The sequence below is a fragment of the Bacillus sp. ISL-55 genome (assembly GCF_018613155.1).
Taxonomy (GTDB): Bacteria; Bacillota; Bacilli; order Bacillales; family Cytobacillaceae; genus Mesobacillus.
Map to the genome: position 1 here is coordinate 86,438 of NZ_JAGGQU010000001.1, position 18,188 is coordinate 104,625.

The following is an 18,188-nucleotide window of genomic DNA, read 5'->3' on the forward strand; positions in this document are numbered from 1 at the left end:
GGGATGTTATGACCACTTTTCTACTACTTTTAAGCCTCATTTTAAACGGTGCAGCAATCTTCGCAATTATCCTATTATACCTACGTCAAAATCGGCTTGTAGAAGCAGAGAAAAAGCAGGAAAAAATCATCAAAGAAATTGAAGAGATATTTTCAGCTTATCTCTTTGAATTAAAAGAGGAAAATGATAAATTCCTCGAAGTGATGACGAAAACAAAAGTTCAAAATCAAGCTAATGATAAAGGTCCGGCTGCCATCGTGGCGTCAGATAAGGACCCGGAAAAAGGCTTCGATCATAAAGCACAGGAAGAGCATCCGAATCGGCTTGGGAAAGGCATTGCCTACCATGCTGCCAGGAAGGCGTACAAGCAAAACCACGAGCCGGTACCAACTGATTTACATTTGGCTGAGAATGATATAATTGCAGTGGATTTACAGGAAACTAAAGTTGAATTAAAACAATTAAGTTTTATTGACCAGGTTCTGCACATGAAAAAACAGGGATTGACGATTGAAGAAATTGCCAGGGAACTGGATAAAGGGAAAACAGAAATTGAACTTTTGCTTAAATTTCGGCAAAAAACGCAAGAATAACTTGAATGTCAGTTTTATATATGCTATATTATCTCATGGTGTTAATACACACGTTCATTGATTCGGCCAGATGGTGCTGTTATGTCAGTTCCTGGCTGAAGATGATCTGGACGGAGGAAATCAAAACCATTAGGAGGAAACACAATGTCAGTAATTTCTATGAAGCAACTGCTTGAAGCTGGTGTACATTTCGGTCACCAGACTCGCCGTTGGAACCCTAAGATGAAGAAATATATCTTCACTGAGCGTAACGGCATCTACATCATCGACCTTCAAAAGACTGTTAAGAAGGTTGAAGAAGCATACAACTACGTGAAAGAGCTAGCTGGTAACGGCGGTACTGTTCTTTTCGTAGGTACTAAGAAACAAGCTCAAGATTCTGTTAAAGAAGAAGCAGCTCGTTCTGGTATGTACTATGTTAACCAACGCTGGTTGGGTGGAACTCTAACTAACTTCGAAACAATCCAAAAGCGTATCTCTCGTCTTAAGAACATCGAAAGAATGTCAGAAGACGGAACTTTTGAAGTACTTCCTAAGAAAGAAGTAGTTCAATTGAAGAAAGAGCAAGAGCGTTTAGAAAAGTTCTTGGGCGGAATCAAGGACATGAAGGGCCTTCCAGATGCTCTTTTCATCATTGACCCACGCAAAGAGCGCATCGCTGTTGCTGAAGCACGCAAATTGAACATTCCTATCGTTGGAATTGTTGATACAAACTGTGATCCAGACGAAATCGACGTAGTTATCCCTGCGAACGATGACGCGATCCGCGCAGTTAAATTGCTAACTTCTAAAATGGCTGACGCTATTATCGAAGCTAAGCAAGGCGAAGAAACCACAGAAGCTGTAGAAGCTTAATTTAAAATAAGGTGATATAGGGAAGCACCCTTTATCACCTTTTTTTAAGACTTATATTCCAGATAAATCCCATTGGGGTTTATATTGGCGAAATCAAGTTAAAATAAAGTATAGGTACATAAACCTGAGATTTTAGGAGGAATTTCATTATGGCAATTACTGCACAAATGGTAAAAGAATTGCGCGAAAAAACAGGCGCAGGTATGATGGATTGCAAAAAAGCACTACAGGAAACAAATGGTGATATGGAACAAGCGATCGATTTCCTTCGTGAAAAAGGTATCGCTAAAGCTGCCAAGAAAGCTGACCGCATCGCTGCTGAAGGAACAACTTACATTCTTGCTGAAGGCAATGAAGCTGTAATCCTTGAAGTAAACTCTGAAACAGATTTCGTAGCAAAGAACGAAGGTTTCCAGGTTCTTGTTAAGGAAATCGCTGAGCACCTTCTTAAGAACAAGCCTGCATCTGTTGAAGAAGCTAACGCTCAAACAATGGAAAATGGTGAAACTGTAGAAACTCGCATCAACAATGCAATCGCAAAAATCGGTGAGAAGCTTTCACTTCGCCGCTTTGAAGTGAAAACTAAAACTGATAGCGACGCATTCGGTGCATACCTTCACATGGGCGGACGCATTGGCGTACTTTCAGTTCTTGAAGGAACTACAGACGAAGCAGCAGCTAAAGATGTTTCTATGCACATCGCTGCATTGAACCCAAAATATGTTTCACGTGACGAAGTATCTCAAGAAGAAGTTGAGCATGAGCGTCAAATCCTTACTCAACAAGCTCTTAACGAAGGCAAGCCAGAAAACATCGTTGCTAAAATGGTTGAAGGCCGCATTAGCAAATATTTCGAAGATGTTTGTGTTCTTGACCAGGCATTCGTTAAGAACCCAGATCAAAAAGTTCGCCAGTTTGTTGAATCAAAAGGCGGTACACTTCGTGAGTTTACTCGTTACGAAGTAGGCGAAGGCATCGAAAAGCGTGAAGATAACTTTGCTGAAGAAGTAATGAACCAAGTAAACAAGAAATAATTTTAACTAGCCTATGTAATTGCAGGGAACACTCCAGTGTTCCCTGTTTTTGGACATAGCTTTAAAAAGGCTTTTCGATAAGCCTTAAATTACATATGGAGGTACCCTATGACGAGCCCTAAATACAAAAGAGTTGTTTTAAAGTTAAGTGGAGAAGCATTAGCCGGAGAACAAGGATTTGGCATCAATCCGTCGGTAATCAAAAATGTTGCAGACCAGGTGAAAGAGATTGCGGAACTGGGTGTGGAGGTCGCTGTTGTAGTAGGCGGGGGAAATATCTGGAGAGGCAAAATCGGTGAAGAAATGGGAATGGACAGAGCGACGGCAGACTATATGGGCATGCTTGCTACCGTCATGAATTCACTGTCATTACAGGACAGCCTGGAACAAGCGGGAATCGAGACAAGGGTTCAAACTTCCATTGAAATGCGCCAGGTGGCAGAGCCATACATCAGAAGAAGAGCAATCAGGCATCTGGAGAAGGCGCGCGTCGTTATTTTTGCAGCTGGAACAGGAAATCCGTACTTCTCAACGGATACGACAGCTGCACTGCGTGCTGCTGAGATTGAAGCAGATGTTATCCTTATGGCGAAAAATAACGTTGATGGCGTCTATTCTGCAGACCCGCGAGTTGACAAAAACGCAACAAAATATGAAGAATTATCATATCTGGATGTGTTGAAGGAAGGTCTGGCAGTCATGGATTCAACAGCTTCATCCCTGTGTATGGACAATGATATCCCGTTAATTGTATTCTCTATTATGGAAAAAGGTAATATTAAACGAGCGGTAATGGGTGAAACAATCGGAACAATCGTTAGGGGGAAAAACTAATGCCAAAACAAGCAATTGCTAACGCGAAAGAAAGAATGTCAAAAGCGATCCAAGCTTATACCCGCGAACTTGCCAGCATCCGTGCAGGCAGAGCAAGTGCCTCTCTTTTAGACAGAGTGCAGGTGGATTATTACGGAGCACCTACTCCAGTCAATCAACTTGCAGGTATTTCTGTACCGGAAGCGCGTCTTTTGGTCATCCAGCCATATGATAAAACAATCCTTGGCGAAATTGAAAAAGCGATCTTAAAGTCTGATCTTGGCCTGAATCCTTCAAACGACGGATCAATTATCAGGATTGCGATTCCTCAGCTGACTGAGGAACGACGCAAGGAGCTTGCAAAGCAAGTTAAAAAGGAAGCTGAAGAAGCAAAAATCGCAGTCCGTAATATTCGCCGCGACGGCAACGAAGATCTGAAGAAGCTAGAGAAAAACGGAGAAATCACAGAAGATGATCTTCGTGGATATTCTGACGATATTCAAAAGCTAACGGATGAGCATATCGCAAAAATCGATCAGATTACAAAAGACAAAGAAAAAGAAATCATGGAAGTTTAATACTTCTACTGTAGTCAACATCGAAAACCCTCTGTTTTCCAGGGGGTTTTTTCTCTATACATATAGCGGGTGAACCAAAGTTTTGACAACCAGAGAGTTTACGAAAACGGCCTAAATGATAGAATATAATAATATTGGCTGGTATATTCTGTTTTACTGCTAAACAACATACTCTGTATATAAGGTTCCTTATGTGAAGGAACGGGCTGGAATTGAATATTAAACTGTAGTCCAACGGTTTATAGAGATATCTTTTTTCTTTTTTGGTATGATAGTGGCATATGGAAATGAAAGAGAGAAGAAAAGGATCGCTTTTAAAGAGCTGTCCGGCTTCAGCGCCAAACGAGTTGCCAGGGAAAGTAAGTGCCTGGATGTATGACTAATTGGAGCTAAAGATAATCTTTTGGGGGAGCTGTCCGAATGTTAAATAAAATGAATCCGTGGAAGAAGGAGCAAAATCCTTCCAGTTTCCGTGATCGCGTACTTCAAATTAAGGATCATGAAGTCCCTTCCCATGTTGCCATTATCATGGATGGTAATGGGCGTTGGGCTAAAAAACGCGCTTTGCCCCGGGTTGCTGGCCATCATGAAGGCATGAAAGTTGTCCGCAAAATAACCAAGCTAGCCAATGAACTTGGTGTTAAAGCACTTACTGTTTATGCTTTTTCTACAGAAAACTGGAAAAGACCTAAAATGGAAGTTGATTTCCTGATGAAACTGCCCGAAGAATTTCTTGGCACCTTCCTTCCAGAATTAATAGAAGAAAATGTCCGTGTCGAAATGATTGGATATATGGATATGCTTCCTGAGCATACGAAAAGGGCAGTCGGAAAAGCGATGGAAGATACAAAAAATAATACTGGTCTTGTCTTGAACTTTGCCCTTAACTATGGGAGTCGGGCAGAAATCCTGGACGGTGTTAAAAGAGTCATGGATGATGTCAAAAATGGTAGGATTACCGAAAGTGAGCTGAATGAGGAAGTCTTCTCTTCTTATCTCATGACAAAGGATTTGGATGATCCTGACTTGTTAATCAGGACAAGTGGTGAAATCCGCTTAAGCAATTTTATGCTTTGGCAGCTGGCATACACGGAGTTCTGGTTTACTGATGTACTATGGCCAGATTTTGATGAAGAACATTTTGTCGAAGCAATTGAAGCATTCCAGGGCCGGCAACGGCGTTTTGGAGGAGTATAAAAAAGGTGTGAATAAATAAATGAAACAGAGAATCATTACAGCAGTCATAGCAGCGGCTGTTTTTCTTCCAATCGTAATTTTTGGAGGCTGGCCATTTATTGCAATGGTTTACCTAATCGCTTCCGTAGCATTATATGAAGCACTCAAGATGAAGCAATTAAAGCTTTTCTCTGTTCCGGGAATTCTTTCTTTGGTTTTATTATGGATTTTCTTGATTCCCGACCAATATAGCGGATTTCTTAATGAAATTGATTATACAAAACTGGAGCTTTTCTTTCTTGGAGTGCTTTTATTTCTGACATATACGGTCATAACTAAAAATCGCTTCACTTTTGAGGAAGTTGCTTTTTCAATCATGTCGACACTTTATGTTGGACTTGGTTTCTATTTCTTCATTGAAACTAGAGAAGCAAACCTGACATTTGTGTTTTATTCACTATTCATTATATGGGCTACCGATTCAGGAGCTTATTTTATCGGACGGGCAATTGGCAAACATAAGCTTTGGCCTGAAATCAGTCCGAATAAGACAACAGAAGGCTTTTTTGGCGGAATAGTTTCTGCACTTGTAGTTGCCGTGCTGTTCAGTGTGTTTGGAGATATGAAAGTACCGACTATGATCCTTCTTGTCGCGACTGCATTTTTGTCTGTGTTTGGCCAAGTAGGGGATCTTGTCGAGTCAGCACTAAAACGCCATTACAATGTTAAGGATTCAGGGAATATTCTCCCTGGACATGGAGGCATGCTTGACCGCTTTGACAGCTTGTTATTTGTCTGGCCGTTGATTCATTTATTCCATTTGTTGTAATCGAGCCATCATACGGCTAAAACTGACAAAACCACTGAATTTTGATTATACCGGGTACGTACTAATTCCCGTTGGAGATATTAGGAGTGAAATTTGTGAAAAGAATCAGTTTGTTGGGAGCGACTGGATCGATAGGGATCCAGACGCTTGATGTAATCAGGGAGCATCCTGAAGAGTTCAAGCTTGTATCGATGTCTGCTGGCAGGAACGTAGAACTTACCAGGAAAATCATAGCTGAATTTTTTCCGGAACTGGTTTCAGTGCAAGAGAAGGACGATGCAGAACGGTTAAAGGCAGATTTTCCAAACGTGAAAATTGTGTATGGACTAGAAGGTCTTGAGGAGGCTGCAGTCTTTCATAAGTCGGATATACTTGTAAATGCAGTTCTCGGAAGTGTTGGGTTAAACCCCACGCTAGAGGCCATTAGATCCGGAAAAACGATTGCGATTGCGAATAAGGAAACGCTGGTCACTGCCGGCCATATTGTGATGGGAGAGGCGAAGCGTCATAACGTGCCCATCCTTCCGGTCGACAGTGAGCATTCGGCAATTTTTCAGGCCTTGCAGGGTGAAAGAGAAAAAAATATAGAGAGACTGATCCTCACGGCATCGGGAGGAAGTTTCAGAGATCGCACGAGGGAAGAATTGCAGGGTGTAACAAAAGCAGATGCATTGAACCACCCTAACTGGTCGATGGGGGCAAAAATTACGATTGATTCCGCAACAATGATGAATAAAGGGTTGGAAGTCATTGAGGCGCATTGGCTATTTTCTCTCCCATATGATGATATTTCTGTCATTCTCCATCGTGAAAGTATCATTCATTCGATGGTAGAATTCCATGACACGAGTATTATGGCTCAATTGGGAACACCGGATATGAAAGTGCCAATTCAATACGCTCTTACATACCCAGACAGGCTCCCATTAATTTCGGGAAAAAGACTGAACCTGGCGGAAATTGGCCGGCTTCACTTTACGGAAATGGATTTCGATCGTTTCCACTGCCTGAAGTTTGCTTATGAAGCTGGTCGGGCAGGAGGCACCATGCCTGCGGTCATGAATGCTGCAAATGAAGCAGCGGTAGCATCCTTTTTGGACGACAGAATCACCTTCCTCCAAATTGAAGACTTGATAGAGAGAGCAATGGAAAGCCATAGCATCATAGAAAATCCTGACCTTGAAACGATTCAAGAGGTTGACAAAGAGACAAGAAGGTATGTAAAGTCACTACTATAAATTTAAGTCTCAAGAGTGGATTCTTATCCTATTAAAAGGTGGTTAGAAAATTTGAATACAGTTATTGCCTTTATCGTCATTTTCGGTGCCCTGGTATTCTTTCATGAACTTGGACACTTGATTTTCGCTAAACGAGCAGGTATCCTCTGTCGTGAATTTGCAATTGGATTCGGTCCAAAGGTCTTTTCTTTTAAGAAGAATGAAACGACTTATACCATCCGTCTCCTTCCAATCGGAGGGTTTGTCAGAATGGCTGGCGAAGATCCTGAAATGATTGAGATCAAGCCAGGGCATAGAATAGGATTGCTTTTTAACAAGAGTGAAGAAGTTCAAAAAATCATTCTGAATAATAAGGAAAAGTATCCTGATGCACGAATAGTGGAAGTGGAAAGAGCCGACATTGAACATGAACTTTTTGTTAAAGGTTATGAAGAAGGGGAGGACGACAGCAAGCTGACAACCTTCCCAATAAGTAAAACAGCGGTTCTTGTCGAGAACGGGGTAGAGACGCAGATTGCTCCGTTTGACAGGCAGTTCGGTTCCAAGACGCTTGGACAAAGAACAATGGCAATTTTCGCTGGACCGATGATGAACTTTATCCTTGCGATGGTGATTTTCATCATCCTTGCTTTGTTCCAGGGAATCCCTTCGAACGAACCTGAGTTGGGTAAGCTTACTCCAGATGGGAGTGCACTCAAAGCAGGACTACAAGAAGGGGATGTTGTCAACAGCATTGAGGGATCTGAAGTTTCCAGCTGGCAGGATGTTGTGGAAATCATTCGAAAAAATCCAGGAAATGAACTGGACTTCTCGATTGTGCGTGATGGAGAGAGTATGGAGGTTCCGGTTACACCTGCGGCACAAGATGTTGAAGGGGAGAAAATCGGATTAATCGGTGTATACAACCCTGTGGAAAAATCGCCGTTAAAATCTCTTGCCTACGGTGTGAAGGAAACATATTTCTGGACAGTAGAAATCTTTTCAATGCTAGGCAAACTTCTGACCGGCCAATTTTCAATAGATGCATTATCAGGACCGGTGGGCATTTATGTTTCCACTGACACGGTTGCCAAATCCGGTATCTTCTATCTAATGAAATGGGCCGCGATCCTGAGCATCAACTTAGGGATCATGAATCTCCTGCCATTCCCGGCACTTGATGGCGGCAGGTTGACCTTCTTTGCGGTTGAAGCACTAAGAGGAAAACCGATCGACAAGCAAAAGGAAGGAATGGTCCACTTTGTTGGCTTCGCATTATTAATGCTGCTGATGCTCGTGGTCACCTGGAATGATATTCAAAGATTCTTCCTGTAAGATAACATATCTACTGACACAATAATCTTCCTGCCCGGACCGCACCGGGCAGGAATATTTTTTTTATATGAAATAATCATTTTTTAAATGATTAATCAAAATGGTAATATCAAACACAGGTAACGATACAAGCAATTTATGTTATAATAACCTTTGCTATTAAACACGATTACATCCAACTAGAGTTGTTTTTAAACGGGCAAATCCGCCCGATAGATAGAATTAAAGCTTTTCAGATGGGAGAGAAATAACCATGGGTGATCTTTCTTCAGGGAAAAAAGAAAGGTTTCAGCTCCTGCTGCAGCAGCTGCAGCTAACAGAAGATGCAATTGTCACTCATTTTCAAAATGCTGAAATTGACAGGGTAGTGATTGAAAAACAGGCAAGGAAATGGCATTTCTTTTTCCAGTTTGAACGAATTATCCCTTGTCAGCTGTATAGCACATTCATTGGCAAGCTGGAACAGACTTTCTCACATATTGCGAAAATATCATACTCCGTAAGAGTACTTGAACAGGCAATCAGCGACGAGAAAATCCTTGATTACTGGAAGTCGTGCATTAAAGAAATAGATGGCATCGCGCCTCCGTTGTTAAAACTCCTGAATGAACAAGTTCCACAAATCCAGGGAACAAAAATCATTCTAACAGCAAGAAACGAAGCCGAAGGGCTAGCGCTTAAGCGTAAATATGGTGGCATTATTGCTGAGATCTACCAGAGCTTCGGATTTCCTTTACTGACGATTGATACGGTCGTAAGTGAAGAAAGTTCTTCAGACGAATATGAAAAATTCATGAAGGCAAAAGAGAAGGAAGACCAGGAACGCGGTCTGATGGCAATGATCGAGATGCAGAAGAAGGAAGCTGAACAAGCCAAGGGAGATGGGCCGCCGCAGGATGGGCCTGTAAATATTGGGCTTACGATCAAGGACGATGCTGACTTCCGCAAGCTTGAAGACATCGTTGATGAAGAGCGCCGCGTAGCTGTCGAAGGTTATGTATTCTTTGCCGAAACGAGAGAACTTCGCAGCGGCAGGACGCTTTTAACATTCAAGATTACCGATTACACAAGCTCCATCATGGTAAAAATGTTCTCGCGCGATAAAGAAGACGCCGCTATTTACCAGCGTATTACAAAAGGAATGTGGCTAAAGGTAAGAGGAAGTATCCAGAACGACACTTTTGTCCGCGATCTTGTCATGATCGGAAATGACGTTAATGAAATCAAACCTAAAGGAAGAATCGATTCTGCTCCTGTAGGCGAAAAAAGAGTCGAGCTTCACCTTCATTCACCGATGAGCCAGATGGACGCGGTGACTCCTGTCAGTGCACTTGTTGCCCAGGCAGCAAAGTGGGGGCACAAAGCTGTAGCGATTACGGACCATGCAGTCGTCCAATCCTATCCAGAAGCATTTGGGGCAGGAAAGAAAAACGATATTAAGATTCTTTACGGTGTGGAAATAAACCTTGTTGATGATGGTGTGCCGATTGCTTATAATTCCGCACACAGAGTGCTTGCAGATGATACGTATGTCGTATTCGACGTCGAAACAACAGGTCTGTCAGCTGTATATGATACCATCATTGAACTGGCTGCGGTTAAAATACGCGGCGGAGAAATTATCGACCGGTTCGAGTCATTTGCAAACCCGCATCATCGTTTATCGGCGACGACCATCAACCTTACCGGGATTACCGATGATATGGTCCGCAATGCACCGGAAGTAAGTGAAGTGCTGAAAAAGTTCCAAGAATGGACAGGCGATAGTGTCCTGGTTGCCCACAACGCCTCATTCGATATGGGCTTCCTGAATGTCGGCTATAAGAAAATCGGTTTTGGCAAAGCACCAAATCCGGTTATTGATACACTCGAACTTGGGCGTTTCCTTTATCCTGATATGAAGAACCATAGATTGAATACATTAGCCAAGAAATTCGATATTGAATTGACACAGCATCACCGTGCGATATATGATGCCGAGGCTACGGGCTATCTATTGCTCCGTATGCTGAAGGATGCTGCTGAAAAAGGCCTTGAATACCATGACCAGCTGAATGACAATATGGGCCAGGGTAAAGCCTACCAGCGTGCACGGCCTTACCATGCAACATTGATGGCCCAGAATGAAGTCGGCATGAAAAATATCTTTAAATTAGTATCAATAGCACATATTGATTATTTTTACCGTGTGCCACGAATCCCGAGATCCGTTTTAAATAAACACCGTGAAGGGATCCTGATAGGGTCGGGCTGTGACAAAGGTGAAGTTTTTGAGGGTATGATGCAGAAGGGGCCTGAAGAGGTCGAAGAGGCAGCACAGTTTTATGATTACCTCGAAGTCCATCCAAAAGCTGTTTATGCACACTTGCTCGAGCTGGAACTAGTCCGTGACCAGAAAGCCCTTGAGGATATCATTAACAATATCGTCAAGCTTGGAGAGAAGCTGGACTTGCCAGTGGTTGCTACAGGCAATGTTCACTATCTGAATGAAAATGACAAGATATACCGTAAAATCCTGGTCAATTCCCAGGGAGGCGCCAATCCGCTGAACCGCCATGAGCTTCCTGACGTGCATTTCAGGACAACAAATGAAATGCTTGATGCCTTTAAGTTTCTGGGAGAAGCAAAGGCTAAAGAAATTGTTGTGGAAAATACAAACAAGATTGCTGACATGATCGATGTCATAAAGCCAATCAAGGATGATCTATACACGCCGAAAATTGAGGGCGCAGACGAAGAAATGCGCAGCATGAGCTATGGAATGGCACGCAGTATTTACGGGGATGACCTTCCTGAGATCGTTGAGGCGCGTCTTGAAAAAGAATTGAAAAGTATCATAGACAACGGGTTTGCGGTTATTTACCTGATTTCTCATAAGCTTGTTAAAAAATCATTGGATGACGGTTACCTAGTTGGTTCTCGTGGATCGGTCGGTTCTTCTTTCGTCGCGACCATGACCGAAATCACGGAAGTCAATCCGCTTCCGCCACACTATGTTTGCCCTAAATGTAAAAAATCTGAGTTCTTCAATGATGGATCAGTCGGTTCAGGTTTTGACCTTCCCGACAAGGATTGTCCGGATTGTGGAATCAAATATAAAAAAGACGGCCATGATATCCCGTTTGAGACCTTCCTTGGTTTCAAAGGAGACAAGGTTCCCGATATCGATTTGAACTTCTCGGGTGAATATCAGCCGCGTGCCCATAACTATACAAAAGTTTTGTTCGGAGAGGATTACGTTTACCGTGCGGGGACGATTGGTACTGTTGCGGATAAGACGGCCTATGGTTATGTAAAAGGCTACCAGGGTGACAATAACCTGCAGCTTCGCGGGGCGGAGATTGACCGTCTTGCATCCGGCTGTACTGGTGTAAAACGGACTACTGGACAGCACCCTGGCGGAATCATCGTAGTGCCGGATTACATGGATATTTTTGATTTTTCACCCATCCAGTTCCCGGCTGACAGCAGCACATCAGAATGGAAAACAACCCATTTTGATTTCCACTCGATACACGATAACTTGTTGAAGCTGGATATCCTGGGCCACGATGACCCAACCGTGATCAGGATGCTCCAGGATTTAAGCGGGATCGACCCTAAAACAATTCCGACTGATGACCCTGAAGTCATGAAGATTTTCAGCGGGACAGAATCAATTGGTGTGACTGAAGAACAAATCATGTCGAAGACTGGATCATTGGGTATTCCGGAATTCGGGACGCGCTTTGTTCGCCAGATGCTTGAGGATACGAAGCCAACGACATTCTCGGAGCTCGTACAGATATCGGGTCTTTCCCACGGTACGGATGTTTGGCTCGGAAATGCACAGGAATTGATCCATAACAACATCTGTAACCTTAGCGAAGTAATCGGCTGCCGTGATGATATCATGGTATACCTGATCTACCAGGGACTTGAGCCGGCATTTGCTTTTAAAATCATGGAATCTGTCCGTAAGGGTAAAGGCCTGTCAGATGAAATGGAAGAAGAAATGCGCAAGAATAAAGTGCCGGAATGGTACATTGATTCTTGTAAAAAGATCAAGTACATGTTCCCTAAAGCCCACGCGGCTGCTTATGTTTTGATGGCAGTCAGGATTGCCTATTTCAAAGTGCACCATCCGCTTATGTATTATGCAGCGTACTTCACAGTCAGGGCAGATGACTTTGACGTCGATGCAATGGTCCGTGGTTCAGAGAGCATCCGGGCGGTGATTGAGGAAATCAACGCTAAGGGGCTTGAAGCTTCGACAAAAGAAAAGAACTTGATGACCGTCATGGAACTCGCGCTTGAAATGTGCGAGCGTGGTTTTGGATTCGCTAAAGTTGATCTATACAAATCGAGCGCCTCAGAATTCATCATCGAGGGCGATAAGCTGATCCCGCCATTTAATGCAATACCTGGACTCGGAACGAACGCGGCTATTAATATTGTTAAAGCCCGTGGAGAAGGAGAATTCCTGTCTAAGGAGGATTTGCAGCAGCGCGGTAAGATCTCCAAAACTATTCTTGAATACCTGGACAACCATGGCTGCCTTGAGGGCATGCCAGACCAGAACCAGTTATCATTGTTCTAATTTAGCTTTTTGGAAAAGCAAGCTATAACTGCCGTTTGTTTGCAATAAATATCTGGTTATGTTATATTTTTATTGGAAATACTAAGGATATCTCTGGCAGATGAGAGTGGGGCAACCCGCTCTTTCTTGTTTGTTAGGCACTTTTACGGGGATAAAAACCAAATAGTGATTAAGTAATGAGGTTGTGTCAAAGGAGGGATTTTATGAGCAAGGTTACCGAAGTTGTGGAAGAGCTAGTAACTCCCATCTTAAATGAAAACGAACTAGAATTGGTGGACATTGAATATGTCAAAGAAGGAAAGAACTGGTTCCTGCGCGTATACATTGATAAGGACAACGGAATTGATATCGAAGAATGCGGCATCGTCAGTGAGCGCCTTAGCGAAAAGCTCGATGCCATTGATCCAATCCCGCATAACTACTTTTTGGAAGTCTCCTCACCAGGTGCAGAACGTCCGCTGAAAAAGGAGAAAGATTATCAAAAAGCAATTGGCAAGAATGTCTTCATCAAGACCTATGAACCTATCGATGGTGAAAAGGCTTTTGAAGGAGTCTTAACTGATTATAATGGGGAAACTGTCACTGTTGATGTGATGATTAAAACTCGCAAGAAAACAGTCGTTATCCCATTTGATAAAATTGCCAGTGCGAGACTCGCTGTCACTTTTTCATAATCTGTCCAGAAAATATCTTCAGTTAATTAATTAAAGGATCGTTTCGAACCTGTTGTTTTTAGGCAAAGCTCAAGCATGCTTAAACGCTATCCTCCCCTTGGTGGCAGAAGAAAACGTTTAAGGTTTGAGCTGGTGGACAGAGGGCAGAGTATCGAAAAGAGCCTTACAAAGTAGGGTAGTAAAAAAGGGGGATTTGTATCTCATGAGCAGCGAATTGATGGATGCTCTTACGATTCTTGAAAAAGAAAAAGGAATTTCCAGGGACATCTTAATTGATGCAATCGAGGCGGCGCTTATTTCAGCATATCGACGTAACTTTAACCAAGCGCAAAACGTCCGTATTGATTTAAACCTTGGCAATGGTTCCATGCGCGTTTTTGCGAGGAAAGAAGTAGTCGATGAAGTTTTCGATCCGCGTTTGGAAATCTCATTGGAAGATGCACAGAAAATCAATCCGAATTACGTGGTTGAAGATGTCGTTGAACTTGAAGTCACGCCAAAGGATTTCGGAAGGATTGCTGCGCAGACTGCGAAGCAGGTAGTTACTCAGCGTGTCCGTGAAGCAGAAAGAGGAATCATCTATTCTGAATTCATTGATCGTGAAGAAGATATCATGACAGGTATCGTTCAGCGTCAGGATCCAAAGTTCATCTATGTAAGCCTGGGGAAAATCGAGGCGATCCTGCCAGCGAATGAACAGATGCCGAACGAACATTATAAGCCTCACGACCGCATCAAAGTATTCATCACCAAGGTTGAAAAAACCACTAAAGGTCCGCAAATCTTCGTTTCCAGAACCCATCCGGGACTGTTAAAGAGACTTTTCGAGATTGAAGTTCCCGAGATTTATGACGGAACTGTTGAAATTAAATCAGTGGCTCGTGAAGCAGGGGACCGATCTAAGATCTCTGTTCACTCAGACAATCAAGAAGTGGATCCAGTTGGTTCATGTGTCGGGCCTCGTGGAAATCGTGTCCAGGCTGTCGTTAATGAGCTTAAGGGTGAAAAAATCGATATCGTGAAATGGTCTGAAGACCCAGTCGTATTTGTTGCCAACGCGTTGAGCCCATCAAAGGTTCTTGATGTCATTGTCAACGAAGAAGAAAAAGCGACTACGGTTATTGTTCCTGATTATCAGCTGTCTCTTGCAATCGGAAAGCGCGGACAAAATGCGCGTCTTGCCGCAAAGTTGACTGGCTGGAAGATTGACATCAAAGCAGAAACTGAGGCAAGGGAATCCGGGATTTATCCTCGTGACAATGAGCCGCTTTTGACTGCAGATGACGATTTTGAAGATGAAGACATCGATTAAGGTGAGGTGAATGATCGTGAACAGCCGCAAAAAGGTTCCTATGCGAAAATGTGTCGCTACCGGTGAAATGAGACCGAAAAAAGAACTAGTTCGCATCGTTCGCTCCAAGGAAGGAGAAGTATCCGTCGACCTGACAGGAAAAAAATCAGGGCGAGGCGCTTATCTTTCTAAAGATAAAGAAGCAGTGCAATTAGCAAAGAAACGAAATATATTGTCCAAACAGCTTGAAACTCAAGTGGACGATGCAATATACGATGAGTTGAATGACCTCATCGAAAAGGAGAGCAGACTATCCTGATGAACTCAAATCAATGGATGTCATTGCTTGGCTTAGCCAATCGAGCACGGAAAATTATTTCAGGGGAAGAGCTTTCCGTCAAAGAAATCAGAAGCGGGAAGGCGAAGCTCATTTTGCTTTCTGCGGATGCATCCGCAAATACTACAAAAAAGATTACCGACAAGTGCAAATCGTATAATGTGCCTTACAAAGTGGTCCCGGACCGGAATCAGCTAGGCCAGGCGATCGGCAAGGAAGCACGTGTTGTAGTAGCCCTGTTGGACGAGGGTTTTGCAAAAAAACTGTTGACGTTGCTCGATTAATTCTAGCGGGGGTGAAGATATGAGTAAAACACGCGTTTATGAATATGCAAAGAAGCATAATTTATCGAGTAAAGACGTGATTATAAAATTAAAAGAAATGAATATTGAGGTTTCTAACCACATGACTGCAATGGAAGACGAGACCGTAAAGAAACTGGATGCTGTTTTTATTAAAAAAGAGGGTAAGCCGCAGGCAAAGCCCCAGCAGCAGAACCAGCAAAAGGGTTCACAGGGACAGCAAGCCCAGAACCGCAATCAGGGCCAAAAGCCTAACCAGGGACAGAATCGCAATCAATCCCAAAATCAGCAAAACAACAACCAGGGACAGCCAAAAGCTCAGCTAAAGACAACAGCTAGCGCTTTTTCAGACGACGAGCGTCGTGCAACAACTCCTGAGAAAGTGAAAACTTCAGCAGTAGCTAAAAAGCCTGGGAACTCCCAGCCTTTCAACAAAAACAATAAGAGCAAACAAAATAAGAATAAAAACCAGCAAAACCAGAATAAGGGCAGACAGAATCAGCAGCAGGCCCCACAACAGCCTAAGAAGGTTAAAGAGCTTCCTTCGAAGATTACTTTCAGTGAATCTCTAACAGTAGCTGAATTAGCCAAGAAGCTAAACCGTGAGCCTTCTGAGATTATCAAGAAGCTCTTTATGCTTGGTGTAATGGCTACGATCAACCAGGATCTGGATAAGGATGCAATTGAACTGATTGCAACTGATTACGGAGTAGAAGTTGAAGAAGAAATCAAGATTGACACAACTGACCTTGAGGTTTATTTCACAGAAGATGATGAAGCATCTATGGTTGAAAGACCATCAGTTGTAACAATCATGGGTCACGTTGACCATGGTAAAACAACCTTGCTTGATTCAATCCGCAACACGAAAGTGACTGCAGGAGAAGCAGGCGGCATCACTCAGCACATCGGTGCATACCAGGTAGAAGAAAACGGCAAAAAAATCACATTCCTTGATACACCTGGTCACGCAGCATTCACAACAATGCGTGCTCGTGGTGCAAAGATTACCGATATCACAATCCTTGTTGTAGCTGCAGATGACGGTGTTAAGCCACAGACTGTGGAAGCATTGAACCATGCTAAAGCTGCCAATGTACCAATTATCGTAGCGGTTAATAAAATGGACAAACCAACTGCAAATCCGGATCGTGTTATGCAGGAGCTAACTGAATACGGACTTGTTCCAGAGGCGTGGGGCGGCGAAACAGTTTTTGTTCCGATTTCTGCCTTAACAGGAGAAGGTCTCGATAACCTGCTGGAAATGATATTGCTTGTTGGTGAAGTTGAAGAATATAAAGCAAATCCTGATCGAAATGCTATCGGTACTGTAATTGAAGCGCAGCTTGATAAAGGCCGCGGATCTGTTGCTACTTTGCTTGTCCAAAACGGTACATTGAAGATTGGTGATCCAATAGTAGTCGGCAATACCTATGGACGTGTTCGTGCAATGGTAAATGACCTAGGCCGCCGGGTTAAAGAAGCTGGCCCTTCAGCCCCTGTAGAAATCACAGGCTTGAATGATGTTCCGCAAGCAGGCGATCGTTTTGTAGTATTCGATGATGAAAAGACTGCCCGCCAGGTTGGAGAAATCCGTTCACAGCAGGCTGTTCAGGCACAAAGAAGCGAAAAAGCGCGCGTCAGCCTCGATACATTGTTTGAACATATGAAACAAGGGGAAATGAAAGACCTAAATCTAATTATTAAAGCCGACGTCCAAGGTTCAGTTGAAGCACTTGCTGCAGCATTGCAGAAACTGGATGTGGAAGGTGTAAATGTAAGAATCATTCACACTGGTGTTGGTGCGATCAATGAGTCTGACATCACACTTGCAGCAGCTTCTAACGGTATCGTCATCGGTTTCAACGTCCGTCCGGACAACAATGCTAAGCGCGCTGCAGAATCAGAGAGCGTCGATATCCGACTTCACCGCATTATTTACAAAGTGATCGAAGAAATCGAATCAGCGATGAAGGGTATGCTTGATCCGGTTTATGCTGAAAAGATCATCGGCCAGGCTGAAGTCCGCCAGACCTTCAAGGTATCGAAAATTGGTACGATTGCCGGATCCTACGTTACTGACGGTAAAATCAGCCGTGACAGCGGCGTCCGTTTAATCCGTGACGGTGTCGTCATCTTCGAAGGAGAAGTCGATGCACTGAAACGCTTCAAGGATGATGCCAAGGAAGTAGCTCAGGGATATGAGTGCGGTATTACCATTAAAAACTTCAAAGACGTCAAGGAAGGCGACGTTATCGAAGCATATATCATGGAAGAAGTGGAACGTTAATGGTAGTAGGCTTAGCAGCCTGTGAATGCATCATCTATGATGCTCATTCTCTAAAAGAAAAGAGAGCTGTCTTGCAGCGGATTATTACAAGGCTGAAGCAGAAGTACAATATTTCGGTATCTGAGGTAGATCATCACGATGTTTGGCAGCGGACAACAATTGCAGTTGCAGCCGTATCGGCATCGAAGGTGTCCACTGAAAGAGAGCTTCAAAATGCCTTGAAAATGATTGATTCTTTTCCGGAAATAGAACGTACCATCACCGAAATAGAATGGCTTTGATAGA

16 protein-coding genes are annotated in these 18,188 nt (G+C 43.2%); all 16 read left to right on the top strand.

The window, feature by feature from the left end:
* The first annotated feature begins 8 nt into the window (after nucleotides 1–8).
* The 16 genes from J7E32_RS00445 (at nucleotide 9) to J7E32_RS00520 (ending at nucleotide 18,184) form a co-directional block, all read left to right on the top strand.
* On the top strand, nucleotides 9–593 hold the full coding sequence (locus J7E32_RS00445; RefSeq protein ID WP_214902062.1) for a hypothetical protein: 585 nt from the start codon (nucleotides 9–11) through the stop codon (nucleotides 591–593).
* 144 nt (nucleotides 594–737) lie between these two features.
* Nucleotides 738–1,448 carry a 30S ribosomal protein S2 gene (rpsB, locus tag J7E32_RS00450; protein ID WP_041967225.1) on the top strand — a complete coding sequence of 237 codons (711 nt, stop codon included), beginning with the start codon at nucleotides 738–740 and terminating at the stop codon, nucleotides 1,446–1,448.
* A gap of 149 nt (nucleotides 1,449–1,597) precedes the next feature.
* Nucleotides 1,598–2,482 (top strand): translation elongation factor Ts, encoded by an 885-nt coding sequence (gene tsf, locus J7E32_RS00455; protein ID WP_214902064.1) that lies wholly within the window; start codon nucleotides 1,598–1,600, stop codon nucleotides 2,480–2,482.
* Between the two features lie 108 nt (nucleotides 2,483–2,590).
* Nucleotides 2,591–3,316 (top strand): UMP kinase, encoded by a 726-nt coding sequence (gene pyrH / locus J7E32_RS00460; protein ID WP_214902066.1) that lies wholly within the window; start codon nucleotides 2,591–2,593, stop codon nucleotides 3,314–3,316.
* Nucleotides 3,316–3,873, top strand: coding sequence for a ribosome recycling factor (gene frr, locus J7E32_RS00465; RefSeq protein WP_214902068.1), 558 nt, complete (start codon nucleotides 3,316–3,318; stop codon nucleotides 3,871–3,873). The genes pyrH and frr overlap by 1 nt, the downstream gene beginning before the upstream one ends.
* Before the next feature lie 420 nt (nucleotides 3,874–4,293).
* Complete coding sequence (locus tag J7E32_RS00470; protein WP_214902070.1) at nucleotides 4,294–5,070, top strand: undecaprenyl pyrophosphate synthase; 777 nt, start codon at nucleotides 4,294–4,296, stop codon at nucleotides 5,068–5,070.
* A 19-nt stretch (nucleotides 5,071–5,089) separates the two neighbouring features.
* The gene (locus J7E32_RS00475) at nucleotides 5,090–5,878 is read left to right on the top strand and encodes a phosphatidate cytidylyltransferase (protein ID WP_214902073.1); all 789 of its coding nucleotides are present in this window, start codon (nucleotides 5,090–5,092) and stop codon (nucleotides 5,876–5,878) included.
* Nucleotides 5,879–5,973: 95 nt separating this feature from the next.
* Nucleotides 5,974–7,116: a 1-deoxy-D-xylulose-5-phosphate reductoisomerase gene (gene dxr / locus J7E32_RS00480; protein WP_214902076.1), complete on the top strand. Its 1,143-nt coding sequence runs from the start codon at nucleotides 5,974–5,976 to the stop codon at nucleotides 7,114–7,116.
* A gap of 51 nt (nucleotides 7,117–7,167) precedes the next feature.
* Nucleotides 7,168–8,430, top strand: coding sequence for an RIP metalloprotease RseP (gene rseP / locus J7E32_RS00485; protein WP_214902078.1), 1,263 nt, complete (start codon nucleotides 7,168–7,170; stop codon nucleotides 8,428–8,430).
* A gap of 253 nt (nucleotides 8,431–8,683) precedes the next feature.
* On the top strand, nucleotides 8,684–13,009 hold the full coding sequence (locus J7E32_RS00490) for a PolC-type DNA polymerase III (protein ID WP_214902081.1): 4,326 nt from the start codon (nucleotides 8,684–8,686) through the stop codon (nucleotides 13,007–13,009).
* Between the two features lie 203 nt (nucleotides 13,010–13,212).
* A complete protein-coding gene (gene rimP / locus J7E32_RS00495) occupies nucleotides 13,213–13,683 on the top strand; it encodes a ribosome maturation factor RimP (RefSeq protein ID WP_214902084.1) in 471 nt (156 codons plus the stop codon).
* 202 nt (nucleotides 13,684–13,885) lie between these two features.
* Entirely contained in the window at nucleotides 13,886–14,995 is a 1,110-nt protein-coding gene (nusA, locus tag J7E32_RS00500) for a transcription termination factor NusA (RefSeq protein ID WP_214902087.1), read from the top strand.
* 16 nt (nucleotides 14,996–15,011) lie between these two features.
* A complete protein-coding gene (gene rnpM, locus J7E32_RS00505; protein ID WP_214902090.1) occupies nucleotides 15,012–15,293 on the top strand; it encodes an RNase P modulator RnpM in 282 nt (93 codons plus the stop codon).
* Nucleotides 15,293–15,595 carry a YlxQ family RNA-binding protein gene (locus J7E32_RS00510; RefSeq protein WP_214902094.1) on the top strand — a complete coding sequence of 101 codons (303 nt, stop codon included), beginning with the start codon at nucleotides 15,293–15,295 and terminating at the stop codon, nucleotides 15,593–15,595. The genes rnpM and J7E32_RS00510 overlap by 1 nt, the downstream gene beginning before the upstream one ends.
* A gap of 19 nt (nucleotides 15,596–15,614) precedes the next feature.
* Nucleotides 15,615–17,903 carry a translation initiation factor IF-2 gene (infB, locus tag J7E32_RS00515; RefSeq protein ID WP_214902097.1) on the top strand — a complete coding sequence of 763 codons (2,289 nt, stop codon included), beginning with the start codon at nucleotides 15,615–15,617 and terminating at the stop codon, nucleotides 17,901–17,903.
* A complete protein-coding gene (locus J7E32_RS00520) occupies nucleotides 17,903–18,184 on the top strand; it encodes a DUF503 domain-containing protein (protein ID WP_041967211.1) in 282 nt (93 codons plus the stop codon). Before infB ends, J7E32_RS00520 begins: the two co-directional genes overlap by 1 nt.
* Nucleotides 18,185–18,188 lie beyond the last annotated feature (4 nt).